This is a genomic window from uncultured Sphingomonas sp. (assembly GCF_937871615.1).
In the GTDB taxonomy this organism is placed as follows: Bacteria; Pseudomonadota; Alphaproteobacteria; order Sphingomonadales; family Sphingomonadaceae; genus Sphingomonas.
This window is the reverse complement of the sequence record NZ_CALMPA010000011.1, coordinates 115776-131869: the sequence shown is the minus strand read 5'-3', so window position 1 is coordinate 131869 and position 16094 is coordinate 115776. Positions and strand designations below refer to the sequence as shown.

Below are 16094 nucleotides of genomic sequence, written 5' to 3'. Positions count from 1 at the left end.
TCGTAGATGGCTGCGTCGCCCGCTTTCGATGAGCGGCGGCGACCCTTGGAGCGGCGATAAATGGGGCGTTAGCAGTCGCTCCCGCCCTCTGTCACCCCAGCGCAAACTGGGGTCTCGTGCCGCAAGGGATATCGCACCTCGATAGCGATCCGCTTGCGCTGGCATGACGGCTTGTGGGGCGTCCCGCCTCACCCCTCGTCCTCATCCAGCGCGCGTCGCAGCATCCCTCGCACCGCGCGCAACCTTGCCGTGTCGCGCCGGACCGGGGCTGGCCCAGGCGCGTCGGGAGGCGGACGTTTCCCCTCGCTGGCGAACAGCTTCTGCACGCCCTTCACCGTATAGCCGTCCTGATTGAGCAGCCGGTTGATCCGCTCGATCAGCTCAACGTCTTCGGGGCGATAATAGCGGCGGTTGCCGGCGCGGGTCAGCGGGCGGAGTTGGGGAAAGCGCGTTTCCCAATAGCGCAGCACATGTTGCTGCAGGCCCGTGGCGGCCGCGACTTCACCGATCGTCCGGAATGCCCCCGCCGCTTTGACGTCCGGCCCGGTCACTCTACCCTGCGGAAACGATGCGATCGCGCATCATCTGGCTTGCCCGGAAGGTCAGCACGCGACGCGGCGCGATCGGCACTTCCACGCCGGTCTTGGGATTGCGCCCGATCCGCTCGCCCTTGTCCCGCAGAACGAAGGTGCCGAAGCCGGAGATCTTCACATTCTCCCCCTTGGCAAGCGCATCGCACAGCAGATCGAGCACCTGCTCCACCATTCGCGCGGAATCGGCGCGCGAAAGCCCGACCTGGCGGTGCAGCGCCTCCGACAGGTCCGCACGCGTCAAGGTTCCTGCTTCGCTCATTCCTGCCTCACTCCCCCCGGGTGATGGTGACTAGACTTGTAAGTTTATCACTCTGAACGGCGGGCAGAAAGTATTTTGTTCAGCAGGCTTGTTCCATTTTAGAAACGAACGACCGAGGCGCCCCAGGTGAAGCCGCCGCCCATCGCCTCCAGCACGACGATCTGGCCGCGATTGATGCGCCCGTCGCGCACCGCCGCATCGAGCGCGAGCGGCACCGAGGCGGCGGAGGTGTTGGCATGGCGATCGACCGTCATCACCACCTTTTCAGGGGGCAGGCCAAGCTTGCGCGCGGTGGCATCGAGGATGCGGGCATTGGCCTGATGCGGCACCACCCAGTCCACATCGTCGGTGGCAAGCCCGGCGGCGGCGAGCGATTCGCCCATCACGGTGGCGAGATTGACCACCGCGTGGCGGAACACCTCGCGCCCCTTCATGCGGACCTTGCCGACGGTGCCGGTGGTGGAGGGGCCGCCATCGACATAGAGCAGCTCGTTGTGGCGGCCATCGGCGTGGAGCCGCGTCGCGAGGATGCCGCGCCCGGCGTGGTCATCGCTTTCCTCGGCCTCCAGCACGATCGCGCCCGCGCCGTCGCCGAACAGCACGCAGGTGGTGCGATCCTCCCAGTCGAGGATGCGGCTGAACGTCTCCGCGCCGATCACCAGCGCCTTGCGGTGCGCCGAGGCGCGGATCATGCTGTCCGCCACCTGCACCGCATAGAGGAAGCCGGAACAGACGGCGGCCACGTCGAACGCGGTGCAATCGTCGATGCCAAGCGCCGCCTGCACCTTGGTGGCGGTGGCGGGGAAGGTCTGATCCGGCGTGGCGGTGGCCAGCACGATCAGGTCGATATCCTGCGCGCGCACCCCGGCGGCGGCGAGCGCCGCCTTCGCCGCATCGGTGGCGAGCGTCGCGGTGGTCTCGTCAGGCGCGGCGATGTGGCGGAAGCTGATGCCGGTGCGTTCGACGATCCATTCGTCGGAGGTGTCGACCATCTCCGCCAGTTCGGCATTGGATACGCGCCGCGCCGGCAGCGCCGATCCGGTTCCGGTGATGACGCTCCGTATCATGCCGCCTGCTTTTCGAAATTGCCGAGATCCTCGGCGATGCGCCGCGCGAGATCGGCCTTGACCATCTTGGCCGCATTGCCGATCGCCGTGGCAACGCCGATCTCATTGGCGCCGCCGTGGCTTTTCAGCACCAGCCCGTTGAGCCCGAGGAACACCGCGCCGTTGTGATTGTTCGGATCGAGCCGATCGCGCAGCAATTGCGTCGCCGGGCGCGAAATGAGGAAGCCGATCTTCGAACGCACCGAGGAGGTGAAGGCGCGCTTCAGCAGATCCGCGACGAACCGGGCGGTGCCCTCCGCCGTTTTCAGCGCGATATTGCCCGAAAAACCGTCGCACACGATCACATCGACATGCCCGCGCGCGATCTGATCGCCCTCGATGAAGCCGGTGAAGCGCATCGGCAGGTGAGTCGCGGCGCGCAACCCTTGCGCGGCGTCGCGGATTTCCTCGGTGCCCTTCTGATCCTCGCTGCCGATGTTGAGCAGGGCGACGCGCGGGCTTTCGAGATCGAGCGTGGTGCGCGCATAGGCCGCGCCCATCACCGCGAATTGCATCAGGTTGCGCGCGTCGCACTCGGTATTGGCGCCGAGATCGAGCATCACGACATCATTGTCGCCCAGCGATGGCAGCATCGCGGCGAGCGCCGGGCGGTCGATGCCGGGCATGGTGCGCAGCGAAAGCTTGGCCATCGCCATCAGCGCGCCGGTATTGCCCGAAGACACGGCAGCGCCCGCGCGCCCCTGTTTCACACAGTCGATCGCGACGCCCATTGATGTCGTCTTGGCCCGGCGCAGCGCCCTGCCGGCCGTCTCGCTCGATCCGACGACATCGGGCGCGTGGACGATTTCGGCATTGCCGCTCAAATTGGGGTGCGCTTTCAGCCCCTCGCGAATCGCCGCCTCGTCGCCGACGAGCAGGAATTTCATCCCCTCGAAGCGGCGACGCGCGCGTGCGACACCGGCGAGCATGACCGCCAGCCCCTCGTCACCGCCCATCGCATCGACGGCGATCCAGGAACTGTCGGACATGAAGCGGCTATCCCCTGTTGACCGGGCTATCAGCCCTCGACGGAAACGACTTCGCGTCCGTTATAATGGCCGCACGACGGGCACAGATTGTGCGGGCGCTTCAACTCGCCGCAATTCGGGCATTCCTGAAACGCCTCGACCGACAGCGCATCGTGCGAGCGGCGCATGCCACGGCGGGAAGGAGTAGTCTTTCGCTTGGGGACGGCCATCGCGGCACCTTGATCCGTATTCTGTTCAGCAGGAGACGATGTGCCCGAAACGGTCGTGACGCCGCCGACACAGGGTCAGCCGCGCCGGGCGGCCGGACGCATCGCGAAGCCACGCGCCTATACCCGAATATCGTCGCGTTGCAAGCCGCGCGGGCAAATGCCACTCTGCGCGCCGAAACAAGGCAGGGGGAAATGATGCTGCTTCCGGTAACGCTGGTGCTCGCCGCGGCCTGCGGGCTGATTAATCTGTGGCTCGGCATCCGGCTGGTGCGCGGGCGAATGCAGGGGGTGATGATCGGCGACGGCGGCAAGCCGGAGATGCTGGCGGGGATGCGCGCGCACGCCAATTTCGTCGAATATGCGCCGTTCGTGCTGATCCTTACCGCGCTGATCGAACTGGCGCGCGGCCCCTCGCTGTGGCTGTGGGTGCTGACGGCGCTGTTCGTCCTCGCCCGTGTCGCGCATCCGATCGGGATGACGCGCGCCGCGCCGAACGGCTTTCGCGCGGGTGGCGCGATGGTCACCTGGATCGTCACCGCGATTCTCGCCGGCTGGGCGCTCGCGATCGCCTATCAGGCGAATACCGTGCCCACGCCGCATGGCAACGCGATCGAGATGGTGGCGCCGCGCGGATAGCTCAGGCGGTAGGTCGCTTCGCGAATCGCTCCAGCGGCTCCGCCGGCGCGTCGTCGCGCACGGTTACGTCGGCGACGCGCGCGGCGGGCGGGCCGTGGTGCGCGCGCGCGATCGCGGCGGCGATCGAGGTGTCCGATCCCTCGATCACCGCCTCGACCGATCCGTCCGCCCGGTTGCGCACCCAGCCGGTCACGCCGAGCGCGTGCATTTCCGCCACGAACCAGTTGCGGTAGAAAACGCCCTGAACGCGCCCGGTGATGATGAGACGGCGGCGAATCATGCCGGTGACAACGCGGCACGGGCCGGCGCGGTTCATCCGTCCTTGCGGTGCTCGATGAGCCACGGGCGCGGGCGGCCCGTCGGCTTCGCCACGCCGTCGAGCCGCACCGCGCGGCTGATGTAGACCAGCTTCATCAGCATCGTGCCCCCCATGCCGCCGCCGGTCGGCTGCGCGAGGATGCGGCGCACCACATCCTGCCCGGCGACGACGCGCCCGAAGGCGGCATAGCCCGGATGGTCCTTGCTCGCGTCCATCGAGGGCATCGCGCCCACCGTGATGAACCAATTGCCGTTGGCCGATCCCGGCTCACCGCGCCGCGCCATGGAGATCGTCATGTCGAGGTGGCGGATGCCGGTCTTGCTGGTCGGCTCATGCGGGATGGTATCGAGGAAGCGGCGCGCGTCGGTGCGGATGCCGGACTGGATGAAGCCGAATTGCGGCGCCTGCTTGCTGCGCGCGACGCGATAGAAGCTGATCCCGTCGAATCGCCCGTCATCGACATAGCGCATGAAATTGGCGGTGGTGATCGGCGCGTGCTTCGCATCGAGCGCCAGCACGATATTGCCGAGCGCGGTTTCCAGCCGCACCCGCACGAACCCCGGCGTTGCCCGATCCGCCCGCTGCGCGGCGAGCGGGGTGGAAAGCAGCAGGGCGGAGAGCAGGGCAAGGACGCGCATCGGGTGCGCCCTAGGGTTCAAACTCGATCAAGACAACGCCGTGACGGAGCCGCCCGCCGCACAGCGGTCGCGCGGAGAAGCCCACTGGTCGGCGTCGCTTGCTTGCGCGTAGCGAAAGCTACGCGACTGCGCTGCGCTCCTTGCCAGCGGGCTTCTCCACGCGATCACGACGCTGTCTTGATCGAGTTTGAACCCCAGGCAGCGCCGCCGATCGCGGCAAGCGCCACCGCCCGGCTCACGGGGCGGTGCGCGCCAGAAGATCGGCGAGATCCTGCTTCCAGAACTTCGCCCATGTATGCGTGCCGTGCCCGCGCGTATCGGCGCTCTCCGCGATCAGGCGGAAGCGCGTGTTCGGCATCCGCTTCACCGCCTGCGCGGGAAAGTCGAGATTGCGCGGGTTGATGAAATCGTCGGCGGAATTGATCCACACCATCGGCGCGACAATCTGGGCGAGCCGGGGCCATGGATCGTAATTGCGTGACGAATCGAGCTGATAGATCAGATCGTTGGCGTCGATCCCCGCGATCGACGCCGCCACCTTCTCGCGCGCGTAGCTGACCGCCGCGTCGCGCGTCGGATAGGCCGACTGGAGATAGAGCGGCGCCCCGCCCGCGATGAACAGCAGCGATGCCGCGCCGCGCACCCCTTGCGCGGGCTGCGATGTGTAATTCCCGCCATTCCATGCCGGATCGGCGCGAATCGAATCGATCGCGAGCTGTCGCCACATCCGGTTGAGCCCGGCGATCTGCACCGGCTCGCACGCCAGCGGCATCAGCGCGCGGGCATAGTCCGGGAAGGTTTCGCCCCACACGAAGGCGTGCATACACCCCATCGAGGTGCCCATGATGAGCCGCATCTTCCTGATCCCGAAATGCTCGGCGAGCAGGCGGTGTTGGGCGGCGACCATGTCGTCATAATCATAATGCGGGAAGGCCATGCGCAGCCCGGCGGATGGCTTCGATGAGCCGCCATGGCCGATATTGTCGGGCAGGATGATGAAATAGCGCGTGATGTCTAGCGGCTGGCCGGGGCCGTAAAGCTCGTCGGCGAACTGGGGCTGGAGGAATTGCCTGCCCGTGCCGCCGGTGCCGTGGAGCACCATCACTGCATTGTCGATCTCGCCCGCCGCGTTGCGATGTGGCGTGCCGAGCGTGGTGTAATGGAGCGTGAGTTCGGCCAGTTTCTCGCCCGAGCGGAAGGCGAAATCGCGCATGACGAAATCGCCTCCGCTGGTCGGCCATTGCTTCGTGGCTGCCGGAACGGGGGCGGGGGGAGTCGCGGGTTGCGCGGCCTGTGCGGCGGCGAGGAGGAGCGGGAGGATCATGGCGCGAGGTTAGTAATCTTTTCCGTGGAAGGAAAATCTCCGCTGCGCGCGCGATGGCGATCCGCGCACCATCCCGTTGTGAGACGGCGTGCGCTGAAATTGTGGTTTCGTATGTGAAACAACTGCCTTACGGTGAAAACGGCTTAACCATTCCGCTATCCGGCTCGCGAGGGGCGGCGGTGTGGATTGTGGCGGCGCTGCGATGCGCGGCTGTGTGCGAAAACGCGAAACCGGGAGAAAGTGAAATGATGAAGACGCTTTTGCGGTGTGCCGCGCCGCTGGCACTGGTTGTTGCCGGCGGGGCCAGCGCGCAGGTTACCGTTTATACCGATCAGGCCGCGTTCCTCGCGGCGATTTCGGCGCCGGGCGTGGATACGTTCAGCGATCTGGGTTCTCACGTCTATATCGGTTCGCCGATAACCCGCGCGGCGGGCGGCTATGGCTATACCGCGTCGGCGGCCAATGGTCTGTATGGTGAGGGTGCGGGCGCGTCTCACTGGCTGTCGACGAATACCGCGACCGACCCCATTACCCTCTCCAATTTCACCGGCGGCGTATTTGGGGCCGGTGGCCTTTTCTTTCCGACCGATTTCGGCGGAAATTACATCAATGGCGGGGTGAATTTCACGGTTTCCGACGCCAGCGGCAATTTCAACTATACGTTGACCAACGCGGCAACGAACAGCTTCGTCGGCTTCGTATCGACGAGCGGGATCAACAGCCTCAGCTTTTCAGCGGTCCAGAACGGCGTCCGCTGGCCGACGGTCGGCAACCTGACGCTGGGCGGCGCGGGGCTGGCAGGCGCGGTCCCCGAGCCGGCCACCTGGGCGTTGATGATCCTGGGCATGGGCGCGGTTGGCGCGGCGATGCGTCGCAAGCGCGCCACCACCAGCGTCAACTTCGCCTGACATTGTGGCGCGGGAGGCCGGCAACCGACCGCCCTCCCGCTGACGTGTGATTTGTCGGATAAAGAAACAGGCGGCGTCTCTCGCGAGGCGCCGCCTGTTTTTTCTACTGGCCCGACGCGGGAGCAAGTCCCGCGTCGTCGGACGCCGCTGTGGCGGCGCCGGCCGGCCGTGGCTCTATGCCCTTGCTTCGCGCGGGCACCGCCGCGGAACTGTGTTCCGCCGGCTTAGAGCTTTTGCGTCAGCTCCGGCACGACCTTGAACAGATCGCCGACCAGGCCGATGTCCGCGACCTGGAAGATCGGGGCGTCCTCGTCCTTGTTGATCGCGATGATCGTCTTGGAATCCTTCATCCCCGCAAGGTGCTGGATCGCGCCCGAAATGCCGACCGCGATATAGACTTCCGGGGCGACGATCTTGCCGGTCTGGCCGACCTGATAGTCGTTGGGGACGTAGCCCGCGTCCACCGCCGCGCGGCTCGCGCCGACGCCCGCGCCGAGCTTGTCGGCGAGCGGCTCGATGATCGCGTGGAAGTTTTCGCTGTTCTGCAACGCGCGACCGCCGGACACGATGATCTTCGCGCTGGTCAGTTCAGGCCGCTCGGACTTGGCGATCTCGCTGCCGATATAGGTCGACACGCCCGAATCGCCCTTGCCCGCGACCGCCTCGATCGCGCCCGCGCCGCCGCTGGTCGCCGCCTTCTCGAACGCGGTGCCGCGCACGGTGATGACCTTCTTGGCGTCCTTCGTCTGCACGGTGGCGATGGCGTTGCCGGCATAGATCGGGCGGGTGAACGTGTCCGCGCCCTCAACCGACAGGATATCGCTGATCTGCATCACATCGAGCAGCGCGGCGACGCGCGGCGCGATATTCTTGCCGTTGCTGGTGGCCGGCGCGAGGAACGCATCATGCGTTTCCATCAGCGACGCGACGAGCGGCGCGACATTCTCGGCCAGCGCATGGGCATAGGCCGCGTCGTCCGCGACATGGACCTTGCCCACGCCCGCGATCTTCGCGGCTTCGGCGGCAACCGCGCCCACGCCCTGCCCCGCGACGAGCAGATGGACTTCGCCCAACTGCGACGCGGCGGTGACGACGGCGAGCGTGGCATCCTTGACAGCCGAACCGTCATGCTCAACCCACACGAGCGTCTTCATTTCGCGACTCCCATCGCCTTGAGTTTGGCCACCAGTTCGTCAACGTCGGCGACCTTGACGCCCGCGGTGCGCTTCGCCGGCTCGACCACCTTGAGCGTGGCGAGGCGCGGGGACACATCGACGCCGTAATCGGCGGGCGTCTTGGTCGCGAGCGGCTTGGATTTCGCCTTCATGATGTTGGGCAGCGAGGCGTAGCGCGGCTCATTGAGGCGCAGATCGGTGGTGACGATCGCCGGAAGCTTGAGCTTCTCGGTCTCCGATCCGCCATCCACTTCGCGCGTGACGGTGACGAAATCGCCCTCGACCTCGACCTTCGATGCGAACGTGCCCTGGCCCCAGCCGGTGAGCGCGCCGAGCATCTGGCCGGTCTGGTTGTTGTCGTCGTCGATCGCCTGCTTGCCGAGGATCACGAGACCGGGCTGCTCCTCATCGGCGATCGCCTTCAGCAGTTTGGCGACGCCAAGCGGCTCGACCTTCTCGTCCGAGGTGACGAGGATCGCGCGATCCGCGCCCATCGCCAGCGCGGTGCGCAACGTTTCCTGCGCCTTCGCCTCGCCGATCGACACCGCGACGATCTCGGTCGCGACGCCCTTTTCCTTGAGGCGGATCGCTTCCTCGACCGCGATTTCGTCGAACGGGTTCATCGACATCTTCACATTGGCGAGGTCGACACCCGAGCCATCCGCCTTCACGCGGGGCTTCACATTATAGTCAAGCACCCGCTTGACCGGCACCAGCACCTTCATCGGCTGTGTCTCCATTGGCGCTATCTTCGAACAACGGGTTCGCTAATGCAGCAGAATCAGCGCAAGTCCAGCCCAAACGGCCATTGGCCGGCGATCCGCTCCGCCGATGCGGGGAAGCGCGCGCGTAATATCGTTACGGAATCGTGGGGTTTGCGGGAAAAACCTTGCGCCGGGCGATGCGCGATGTCGCGCCACAAAAAAAGCGGCGACGGAAAAAACTCCCGTCGCCGCTTCGTTGTTCTGGCGCGTCGCGTTCCCCGGATCGAGGGGGAGCGCAAGGCTGGCGATCAGGCCGCCTTCTTCACTTCCGCGACGATCTTGCGGGCGGCATCGCCCAGATCGTTGGCGGGGACGATCGCGAGGCCGGAGCCGGAGAGAATCTCCTTGCCCTTCTCGACGTTCGTGCCCTCAAGCCGGACGACGAGCGGCACCGAGAGGTTCACTTCCTTCGCCGCGGCGACGATGCCTTCGGCGATGATGTCGCACTTCATGATCCCGCCGAAGATGTTGACGAGGATGCCCTTCACCGCCGGATCGGCGAGAATGATCTTGAACGCCGCCGTCACCTTCTCGGTGGTGGCGCCGCCGCCCACGTCGAGGAAGTTGGCCGGGAACATGCCATTGAGCTTGATGATGTCCATCGTCGCCATGGCGAGGCCCGCGCCGTTGACCATGCAGCCGATATCGCCATCGAGCTTGATATAGGCGAGGTCGTACTTCGATGCTTCCAGCTCGGCCGGGTCTTCCTCGGTCTCGTCGCGCAGCTCGGCGAGATCCTTGTGGCGGAACATCGCATTGCCGTCGAAGCCGACCTTGGCGTCGAGCACCATCAGCTTGTTATCCTCGGTCACGGCGAGCGGGTTGATCTCGATCTGCGAGGCATCGGTGCCGAGGAACGCGTCATAGACCTTGCCGGCCAGGCTCTGCGCCTGCTTGGCGAGATCGCCGGTCAGCCCCAGCGCGTTGGCGACCGCGCGGCCATGATGCGGCATGAAGCCGGTCGCGGGATCAACGTCGAACGTGTGGATCTTTTCCGGCGTGTCGTGCGCGACGGTCTCGATGTCCATCCCGCCCTCGGTCGAAACGACGAAGGCGACGCGCCCCGTGGCGCGATCGACGAGCAGCGCGAGGTAGAATTCCTTCGCGATATCAACGCCATCGGTGACGTACAGGCGGTTGACCTGCTTGCCGTGCTCGCCGGTCTGGATCGTCACCAGCGTGTTGCCGAGCATGTCGGTCGCCGCCGCGCGCACTTCGTCGGCGGTCTTGGCGAGGCGGACGCCGCCCTTGGCTTCCGGCGGCAGTTCCTTGAACTTGCCCTTGCCGCGCCCGCCGGCGTGAATCTGCGCCTTGACGACATAGAGCGGCCCAGGGAGCTTCTTCGACGCTTCAACCGCCTCGTCGACGGTCATCGCGGCAAAGCCGGCGGGAACGGGAACGCCGAACTTTGCGAGCAGTTCCTTGGCCTGATATTCGTGGATGTTCATGGGATGCGCGGCCTCACCATAAGGAAAACAGGCGGCCTTAAGCACACAGCCGCCGGGGAATCCACCCCCGCTGTTGCAGTGCGGCACGAAGACGCGGTTTGCCCGCCGCCCCCGGTTGCCAATCTGTTCCGCGCGGCGCATGGCGGGGGGCGTGACCGCGTTTCCCTATCCCGCGCTTCATGCCAGCCATTCGGGCACGTGGATCGCGCGCGATGGCGAGACGCGCGCGATCGGGCGCGGCGAGGCGATCCGCATCGCCGCCGACACGCCGGTGATCCTGCTCAACGCGCCGCTGATCGGGCAGAGGCTCGGCTATGCCGATCTGTCCGGGCTGGACGTGCTGGAGCTGTTCGCCTTTCTCCGCCCGGCGCGCTTCATGGTGCCGACACCCAAGGGGCTGGCCGCCGTCACCGGGCTGGACGTGCCCGCCGACGATGCCGCGATCGCGTCGTTCCTGCTCGCCGCCGCCGAACGGCTGCTGGCGATCCCTGAAGGCGACTGGCCCGAACGCGAAGGCGCGTGGACCGCCGCGCAGACGCTCGCCCGGTTGCGCTGGCCGTGGGCGCCCTTGCTCGCCGATCGAATCACGCGGCCCAAGGGCAATGAGCGCTGGCTGTTCTCGCGCCTGCCCGAATGGGAAGAGGCCGCGCCGCGCGCGCTGCCGCGCACCGTCTCGCTCGCGCCTGACGCGGTGCAGGAAAGACTCGCCGCGCTTACCGGCGCGACTCGTGAGCCGCGCCCCGGCCAGCGCGCTTATGCCGGGGCCGCCGCCGCCGCCTTCGCGCCACGAATCGCGCGCGATTCGCCCAATCTCGTGCTGGCCGAGGCGGGGACGGGGATCGGCAAGACATTGGGCTATCTCGCGCCCGCTTCGCTATGGGCGGAACAGGCGCAGGGCGCGGTGTGGATCAGCACCTATACCAAGGCGCTGCAACGCCAGCTCGCGCACGAAACCACGCGGCTGCATCCCGATGCAGATGTGCGCAGGGCGCGCGTGGTGACGCGCAAGGGGCGGGAGAATTATCTCTGCCTGCTCAATCTGGAGGATGCGCTGCAAGGCGGATTCGCGGGCCGCGCGGCGGTGCTCGCGCAGCTCGTCGCGCGATGGGCGGCGTATAGCGCGGATGGCGATATGGTGGGGGGCGATCTGCCCGGCTGGCTCGTCACCCTGTTTCGCCGCAACGGATCGACCGCGCTGACCGACCGGCGCGGCGAATGCGTTTATGCCGGCTGCCCGCATTACCGCAAATGCTTCATCGAACGCGCCACGCGCGCCTCGAACGAGGCGGATATCGTCATCGCCAATCACGCGCTGGTGATGGTCAACGCAGCGCGCGGGCGCGAACTCGCGACTCGCCCGACGCGCTATGTGTTCGACGAAGGCCATCACCTGTTCGATGCCGCCGACGGGATGTTCTCCACCGCGCTTACCGGACAGGAGACGATTGAGCTGCGCCGCTGGATCATCGGCCCCGAAGGGAGCAGCCGGGGACGGCGGCGCGGGCTCGCCGCGCGGCTTTCCGATGTCGCGAGTTACGACGAGGGCGGCGGCGCGGCGATCAGCGATGCGGTGACGGCGGCGCAGGCGCTGGCATCCGACGGCTGGCTGTCGCGGCTGGCGGAAGGGGCGCCGTTCGGCCCGGTCGAGGCGCTGCTCGGCGCGGTGCGCGGCCTTGTCTATGCCCGCGCCGAACAGGCCGGTGACGCGGGCTATGGCCTTGAAACCGAGATCGCCGAGCCGCCTGCGCAACTGATCGAGGCCGCCGGCCCCGCCGCGCAAGCGCTCGACGCGCTGCTGCGCCCGCTCGTCACGCTTGGCAAGCGGCTGGAGGCGGTGCTGGCCGAGGCGCCGGACTGGATGGACGGCCCGGCGCGCGCGCGGATCGAGGGCGCGATCGCCTCGCTCGGCTGGCGCGCGGAAACGGTCGCCTCATGGCTGTCGCTGCTCGCGCGGATCGGTGGCCCGGCGGACGCGGATTTCGTCGACTGGCTGGTGGTCGACCGGATCGAGGGGCGGGAATTCGACATCGGGTTGCGGCGCCACTGGCTCGATCCGACGCGGCCCTTCGCCGAAGTGGTGCTGAAGCCCGCGCATGGCGCGCTCGTCACCTCCGCGACGCTCACCGCCGGGGGGGATTGGCACGCCGCCGAGGCACGGGTCGGCGCGCCGCATCTCGCGCTGCCGCCGGAACGGTTCGAGGCGGCCAGCCCATTCGATTACGCCAGTTGCGCCGAGGTGCTGATCGTCACCGATGTGAAGCGCGGGGATCAGGCGGCGCTCGCCAATGCCTATGCCCGGCTGATCGAGGCGGCGGGGGGCGGGACATTGGGGCTGTTCACCGCGATCCGCCGGCTGCGCGGCGTCCATGCCGCGATCGCCGACCGGCTGGCGCGCGCGGGGCTGCCGCTCCACGCGCAGCATGTCGATCCGATCGACACGGGCACCTTGGTCGATATCTTTCGTGACGATCCGCACGCCTCGCTGCTCGGCACCGATGCGCTGCGCGACGGGGTGGATGTGCCCGGCACGTCGCTGCGGCTGGTGGTGATGGAGGGCGTGCCGTGGCCCAAGCCGAGCGTGCTCCATGCCGCGCGGCGGCTGGCGGGGGGTGGCAGCGCCTATGACGATCGCATCGTCCGCGCGCGGCTGGCGCAGGCGTTCGGGCGGCTCATCCGATCGGCGCGGGATCGCGGCGCGTTCGTGCTGCTTTCCGCCGCGATGCCCTCGCGTCTGCTCGCCGCTTTCCCGCCGGGGGTGGCGACAGCGCGCGTGCCGCTCGATGAAGCGATCGCGCGGGTGCGGCGGCGTCTTTCCTCCGAGGCGCGTCTGGGGCATGAGGCTGCTCCCGCCCGACCGGCCTGACGGAGATTCCCCGCTCGTGAAGACGCTGACGCTGCTGCGCCACGCCAAATCCGGGTGGGACGATCCGGTCGCGCGCGATTTCGATCGCCCGCTCAATGCCAAGGGGCGGCGTGCGGCGAAGGCGATGGGGCGCCATATGCGATCGCTCGGCCTCGCATTCGATCATGTCGTCGCCTCGCCCGCCGCGCGCGTGGTCGAGACGATCGGCGAGGTCGCCATCGGCTATGGCGCGCCGATCGCGCCGGCATGGGATCGCCGCGTCTATCTCGCCTCCTCCGCGATGCTGCTCGATGTGATTCGCGAAACACCGGCGGACGCGGACCGCCTGCTGCTGATCGGGCACAATCCGGGGCTGGAGGATCTCGTCCTCTTGCTCGTGCCGCATGACGATGGCGCGCTGCGTGGCGCGGTGGAGGAAAAATATCCCACCGCGACCATCGCGGAAATGACCTTCGATATCGACGATTGGGCCGATGCCGCGCCGGCACGCGCGACGCTCACCCGCTTCGTCCGCCCGCGCGACGTGGACGCGACATTGGGGCCGAATCGACACTGATCGTCGCGCGACCAGTAGGCGTGAACTTCGTGAACCTCGCGCGCTATCGCTTGCCGAGCTTGTCCTTCAGCGAGGCGAGCGCGCTGAACGGGCCGGCCTGATCCTCCGCCACCACGCCAGCCGCGCGCAGCGCCTCCGCCGCGCGCGGCTGGCGTGGGAAGGGATCGAGCGCCAGCATCAGCGTTTCCGCCGCGGCTTCGCCAAGGTCGATCGCGCCGCCCTCGATCTCGATTGTGTCCAGCGCATCCTCGCCCAGTTCCACTTCGTCTTCGGTGGCATCGCCCGCCGCGACGAAGCGCAGCGCGACTTTCTCGTCCACCGTAGCGGGCAGCGGATCGCCTGTTACCGAACAGGCTTGCGTCACGCCCGCTACCACTCGCCCGTCGGCGCGGATGCCGGTGGCGTCGCGATGAATGGTGAAGGTCGCGGCGAGCCGGTCGATCGCGATCAGCCCGAAACGCCCGGCGAGCCGCCGGCGCTCCTCTGCATCGGCGGCGATTTCCACGATGCGCGGCTCGCCGCCGATCGTGTCGAGCCGTTCGGGGCGGGAAAATTCCGGTGTCACGGCAATTCCCCCCGGTCGAGCGCGTCGAGCGGCGTCGCCGCCAGCGTCGCGTGAAAGGCGAGCAGGGAATCGCGCACATGCGCCACGGCGGCGGGCGCGGGCGGGGCGCCGCGATAGAGATTGCGCGCGAGCGCGGTATCGAGATCGCCCGTCGCCACGCCTTCGCGATACGCGCCGAGCCGCCCGCCGAGCATCCCCATCATCCGCCCGACCTGTTTTCCCACCACCATGTCGCCAAAGCCGATCTGGCGCACCTGCGCGTCCATATCGTCGATGAAGCGTTCGGTGAGATGCGCGATCGTCTGCCCGGTGGTCGGGTCGCTCTCCAGCCGCATCAGCACGAAGGCGGTGATCGCCGCCACCATGTCGAAGCGCCCGTCCAGCGTATCGGGCACCGCGCCCTCAAGATACCAGTGCGGCTGGCGCGCAACGGCCACCCCCGCCAGATACAGCGGCAATGCCGCATCCTGTTGCGGCGCCTTTCGGAACCTGTCGAAGAAGCCCACGCTCGTTCCTACCCTTCTCGTCATTGCCTTGTGTCGTCGTCCGCCCCGGCATATTGAGGCGTTCGACCGCGGACGCAACGTACCGCGCACGCCCAATGTTCGCGGAGTATGCATGCGCCAACCCATTCTGATCGCCGCGCTCGCCGGGATCGTGCTCGCGGGCTGTGTCCCGCTTCGGTCGCATCAGGGCTATATCGTCGATGCCGATCTGGTGAACGCGATCGAGCCTGGCGTCGATAATCGTGATTCGGTGCTCGCCACGCTCGGCCACCCGACCTTCGCCGCGCAATTCAATCAGGGCGACTGGTATTATATCTCGCGCGATAGCCGCAATCTGGCGTTCAACCTGCCCAAGCCGAAGGATCAACTGACGCTGCGGATCAGCTTCGATCGCAATGGCACGGTCAGCGCGGTGCGCCGCTCGGGCGAGGAGCAGGTGGTCTCGATCCGGCCCGACAAGAAAACCACGCCAACGCTTGGGCGGACGCGCGGATTCTTCTCCGATCTGTTCGGCAATATCGGCGCGGTGGGCGCCCCCGGCATGGGCGGCGGCGGCCCGGGCGGCGGGCGCGATACCCCGTAACGCATGAGCTTGCTGGTTGCTGACCGGCGCGTTCGCGCTCCGTTCAGCGGCGCATCCCGATAACTCCTGACCGTGGCGGCGCGGCATCCATGCCGGGCCACCAGAGGGAAAAGGAGAATCTCGATGCGTAAATTGATCCTCGGCGTGCTGATGGCGGCCACCGCTTTCCCGGCGGTCGTGTCGGCGCAGACGAATCAGGATCTGCGCCGCGATCGGCAGGATATCCGCCAGCAGCAATATGAACTCGATCAGGCGCGCCGCCATGGCGACCGCCACGACGTGCGCCGCGAGCAGCGCGACGTGCGTGACGCGCGGCAGAATTATCGGGAGGATCTGCGCGATCGCGATCGTGCCTGGGGGCGCGACGACTGGCGCGGCTGGCGCAACCAGAACCGCAATCTCTATGCGCGCGGCAACTGGAAGGCGCCGTTCCGTTATCAGACGTTCCGCGCCGGTTCCCGCATCGCGCCGAGCTATTTCGGCCAGCGTTACTGGATCGTTGATCCATGGCGCTATCGCCTGCCGCCGGCGCGCGCCAACACACGCTGGGTGCGCCATTATAACGACGTGCTGCTGGTCGATTACCGGCGCGGCATCGTTGTCGACGTGATCCGCAACTTCTATTGGTAAGCGGATTCGGGCCGCCGGTGCCC

The 16094-nt window shown here is 67.3% G+C and carries 19 protein-coding genes; 6 read left to right on the top strand and 13 right to left on the bottom strand.

Annotated elements, in window-relative coordinates; translation table 11 throughout:
* Positions 1-188: 188 nt before the first annotated feature.
* The 5 genes from Q0316_RS01715 to rpmF all read right to left on the bottom strand — a co-directional run bounded on the left by Q0316_RS01715 (position 189) and on the right by rpmF (position 3156).
* On the bottom strand, positions 189-551 hold the full coding sequence (locus tag Q0316_RS01715) for a MerR family transcriptional regulator (protein ID WP_298668748.1): 363 nt from the start codon (positions 549-551) through the stop codon (positions 189-191).
* Position 552: 1 nt separating this feature from the next.
* Positions 553-852, bottom strand: a complete 300-nt coding sequence (locus tag Q0316_RS01710) for an integration host factor subunit alpha (protein ID WP_298668711.1) — start codon at positions 850-852, stop codon at positions 553-555.
* 98 nt (positions 853-950) lie between these two features.
* A complete protein-coding gene (locus Q0316_RS01705; RefSeq protein WP_298668708.1) occupies positions 951-1919 on the bottom strand; it encodes a beta-ketoacyl-ACP synthase III in 969 nt (322 codons plus the stop codon).
* Positions 1916-2947: a phosphate acyltransferase PlsX gene (gene plsX, locus Q0316_RS01700; protein ID WP_298668705.1), complete on the bottom strand. Its 1032-nt coding sequence runs from the start codon at positions 2945-2947 to the stop codon at positions 1916-1918. Before plsX ends, Q0316_RS01705 begins: the two co-directional genes overlap by 4 nt.
* Positions 2948-2976: 29 nt before the next feature.
* The gene (rpmF, locus tag Q0316_RS01695; RefSeq protein WP_298668702.1) at positions 2977-3156 is read right to left on the bottom strand and encodes a 50S ribosomal protein L32; all 180 of its coding nucleotides are present in this window, start codon (positions 3154-3156) and stop codon (positions 2977-2979) included.
* Positions 3157-3351: 195 nt separating this feature from the next.
* Here rpmF and Q0316_RS01690 point away from each other — a divergent pair, with 195 nt between their 5' ends.
* Positions 3352-3792, top strand: coding sequence for an MAPEG family protein (locus Q0316_RS01690; RefSeq protein WP_298668774.1), 441 nt, complete (start codon positions 3352-3354; stop codon positions 3790-3792).
* A gap of 1 nt (position 3793) precedes the next feature.
* Here the strand turns inward: Q0316_RS01690 and Q0316_RS01685 are convergent, their stop codons facing one another.
* From Q0316_RS01685 to Q0316_RS01675, 3 genes are all read right to left on the bottom strand, one after another.
* Positions 3794-4072 carry an acylphosphatase gene (locus Q0316_RS01685; RefSeq protein WP_298668699.1) on the bottom strand — a complete coding sequence of 93 codons (279 nt, stop codon included), beginning with the start codon at positions 4070-4072 and terminating at the stop codon, positions 3794-3796.
* 32 nt (positions 4073-4104) lie between these two features.
* Entirely contained in the window at positions 4105-4749 is a 645-nt protein-coding gene (locus Q0316_RS01680) for a peptidylprolyl isomerase (protein WP_298668694.1), read from the bottom strand.
* 235 nt (positions 4750-4984) lie between these two features.
* Complete coding sequence (locus Q0316_RS01675; RefSeq protein ID WP_298668691.1) at positions 4985-6073, bottom strand: alpha/beta fold hydrolase; 1089 nt, start codon at positions 6071-6073, stop codon at positions 4985-4987.
* Positions 6074-6126: 53 nt separating this feature from the next.
* On the opposite strand from Q0316_RS01675, the gene Q0316_RS01670 reads away from it, so the two are divergent.
* Entirely contained in the window at positions 6127-6981 is an 855-nt protein-coding gene (locus tag Q0316_RS01670; protein ID WP_298668687.1) for a PEPxxWA-CTERM sorting domain-containing protein, read from the top strand.
* A 224-nt stretch (positions 6982-7205) separates the two neighbouring features.
* Here Q0316_RS01670 and Q0316_RS01665 read toward each other — a convergent pair whose 3' ends face one another.
* The 3 genes from Q0316_RS01665 to sucC form a co-directional block, all read right to left on the bottom strand.
* Positions 7206-8135: an FAD-binding protein gene (locus tag Q0316_RS01665; protein WP_298668685.1), complete on the bottom strand. Its 930-nt coding sequence runs from the start codon at positions 8133-8135 to the stop codon at positions 7206-7208.
* Positions 8132-8881 (bottom strand): electron transfer flavoprotein subunit beta/FixA family protein, encoded by a 750-nt coding sequence (locus Q0316_RS01660; RefSeq protein ID WP_298668768.1) that lies wholly within the window; start codon positions 8879-8881, stop codon positions 8132-8134. The genes Q0316_RS01665 and Q0316_RS01660 overlap by 4 nt, the downstream gene beginning before the upstream one ends.
* Positions 8882-9168: 287 nt before the next feature.
* Positions 9169-10368: an ADP-forming succinate--CoA ligase subunit beta gene (gene sucC, locus Q0316_RS01655; protein ID WP_298668683.1), complete on the bottom strand. Its 1200-nt coding sequence runs from the start codon at positions 10366-10368 to the stop codon at positions 9169-9171.
* A 151-nt stretch (positions 10369-10519) separates the two neighbouring features.
* Between sucC and Q0316_RS01650 the strand changes: the two genes are divergently transcribed.
* Positions 10520-13231, top strand: a complete 2712-nt coding sequence (locus Q0316_RS01650) for an ATP-dependent DNA helicase (RefSeq protein ID WP_298668680.1) — start codon at positions 10520-10522, stop codon at positions 13229-13231.
* On the top strand, positions 13203-13787 hold the full coding sequence (locus Q0316_RS01645; RefSeq protein ID WP_298668677.1) for a histidine phosphatase family protein: 585 nt from the start codon (positions 13203-13205) through the stop codon (positions 13785-13787). Before Q0316_RS01650 ends, Q0316_RS01645 begins: the two co-directional genes overlap by 29 nt.
* 43 nt (positions 13788-13830) lie before the next feature.
* On the opposite strand, the gene Q0316_RS01640 is transcribed toward Q0316_RS01645, so the two are convergent.
* Positions 13831-14352 carry a DUF177 domain-containing protein gene (locus tag Q0316_RS01640; RefSeq protein WP_298668674.1) on the bottom strand — a complete coding sequence of 174 codons (522 nt, stop codon included), beginning with the start codon at positions 14350-14352 and terminating at the stop codon, positions 13831-13833.
* Positions 14349-14882, bottom strand: coding sequence for a ubiquinol-cytochrome C chaperone family protein (locus tag Q0316_RS01635; protein WP_298668671.1), 534 nt, complete (start codon positions 14880-14882; stop codon positions 14349-14351). Before Q0316_RS01635 ends, Q0316_RS01640 begins: the two co-directional genes overlap by 4 nt.
* A gap of 88 nt (positions 14883-14970) precedes the next feature.
* Between Q0316_RS01635 and Q0316_RS01630 the strand changes: the two genes are divergently transcribed.
* On the top strand, positions 14971-15441 hold the full coding sequence (locus Q0316_RS01630; protein WP_298668668.1) for an outer membrane protein assembly factor BamE: 471 nt from the start codon (positions 14971-14973) through the stop codon (positions 15439-15441).
* A 123-nt stretch (positions 15442-15564) separates the two neighbouring features.
* Positions 15565-16071 carry an RcnB family protein gene (locus Q0316_RS01625; protein WP_298668665.1) on the top strand — a complete coding sequence of 169 codons (507 nt, stop codon included), beginning with the start codon at positions 15565-15567 and terminating at the stop codon, positions 16069-16071.
* The last annotated feature ends 23 nt before the right edge of the window (positions 16072-16094 follow it).

Excerpts from the sequence above, each read along its gene's own strand:
- Q0316_RS01705 (WP_298668708.1), bottom strand. The coding sequence starts at position 1,919 with ATGATACGGAGCGTCATCACCGGAACCGGATCGGCGCTGCCGGCGCGG.
- Q0316_RS01645 (WP_298668677.1), top strand. The coding sequence starts at position 13,203 with ATGAGGCTGCTCCCGCCCGACCGGCCTGACGGAGATTCCCCGCTCGTG.
- Q0316_RS01710 (WP_298668711.1), bottom strand. The coding sequence starts at position 852 with ATGAGCGAAGCAGGAACCTTGACGCGTGCGGACCTGTCGGAGGCGCTG.
- Q0316_RS01690 (WP_298668774.1), top strand. The coding sequence starts at position 3,352 with ATGCTGCTTCCGGTAACGCTGGTGCTCGCCGCGGCCTGCGGGCTGATT.
- plsX (WP_298668705.1), bottom strand. The coding sequence starts at position 2,947 with ATGTCCGACAGTTCCTGGATCGCCGTCGATGCGATGGGCGGTGACGAG.
- sucC (WP_298668683.1), bottom strand. The coding sequence starts at position 10,368 with ATGAACATCCACGAATATCAGGCCAAGGAACTGCTCGCAAAGTTCGGC.
- Q0316_RS01665 (WP_298668685.1), bottom strand. The coding sequence starts at position 8,135 with ATGAAGACGCTCGTGTGGGTTGAGCATGACGGTTCGGCTGTCAAGGAT.
- Q0316_RS01680 (WP_298668694.1), bottom strand. The coding sequence starts at position 4,749 with ATGCGCGTCCTTGCCCTGCTCTCCGCCCTGCTGCTTTCCACCCCGCTC.
- rpmF (WP_298668702.1), bottom strand. The coding sequence starts at position 3,156 with ATGGCCGTCCCCAAGCGAAAGACTACTCCTTCCCGCCGTGGCATGCGC.
- Q0316_RS01660 (WP_298668768.1), bottom strand. The coding sequence starts at position 8,881 with ATGAAGGTGCTGGTGCCGGTCAAGCGGGTGCTTGACTATAATGTGAAG.
- Q0316_RS01625 (WP_298668665.1), top strand. The coding sequence starts at position 15,565 with ATGCGTAAATTGATCCTCGGCGTGCTGATGGCGGCCACCGCTTTCCCG.
- Q0316_RS01635 (WP_298668671.1), bottom strand. The coding sequence starts at position 14,882 with ATGACGAGAAGGGTAGGAACGAGCGTGGGCTTCTTCGACAGGTTCCGA.
- Q0316_RS01675 (WP_298668691.1), bottom strand. The coding sequence starts at position 6,073 with ATGATCCTCCCGCTCCTCCTCGCCGCCGCACAGGCCGCGCAACCCGCG.
- Q0316_RS01630 (WP_298668668.1), top strand. The coding sequence starts at position 14,971 with ATGCGCCAACCCATTCTGATCGCCGCGCTCGCCGGGATCGTGCTCGCG.
- Q0316_RS01670 (WP_298668687.1), top strand. The coding sequence starts at position 6,127 with ATGGCGATCCGCGCACCATCCCGTTGTGAGACGGCGTGCGCTGAAATT.
- Q0316_RS01685 (WP_298668699.1), bottom strand. The coding sequence starts at position 4,072 with ATGATTCGCCGCCGTCTCATCATCACCGGGCGCGTTCAGGGCGTTTTC.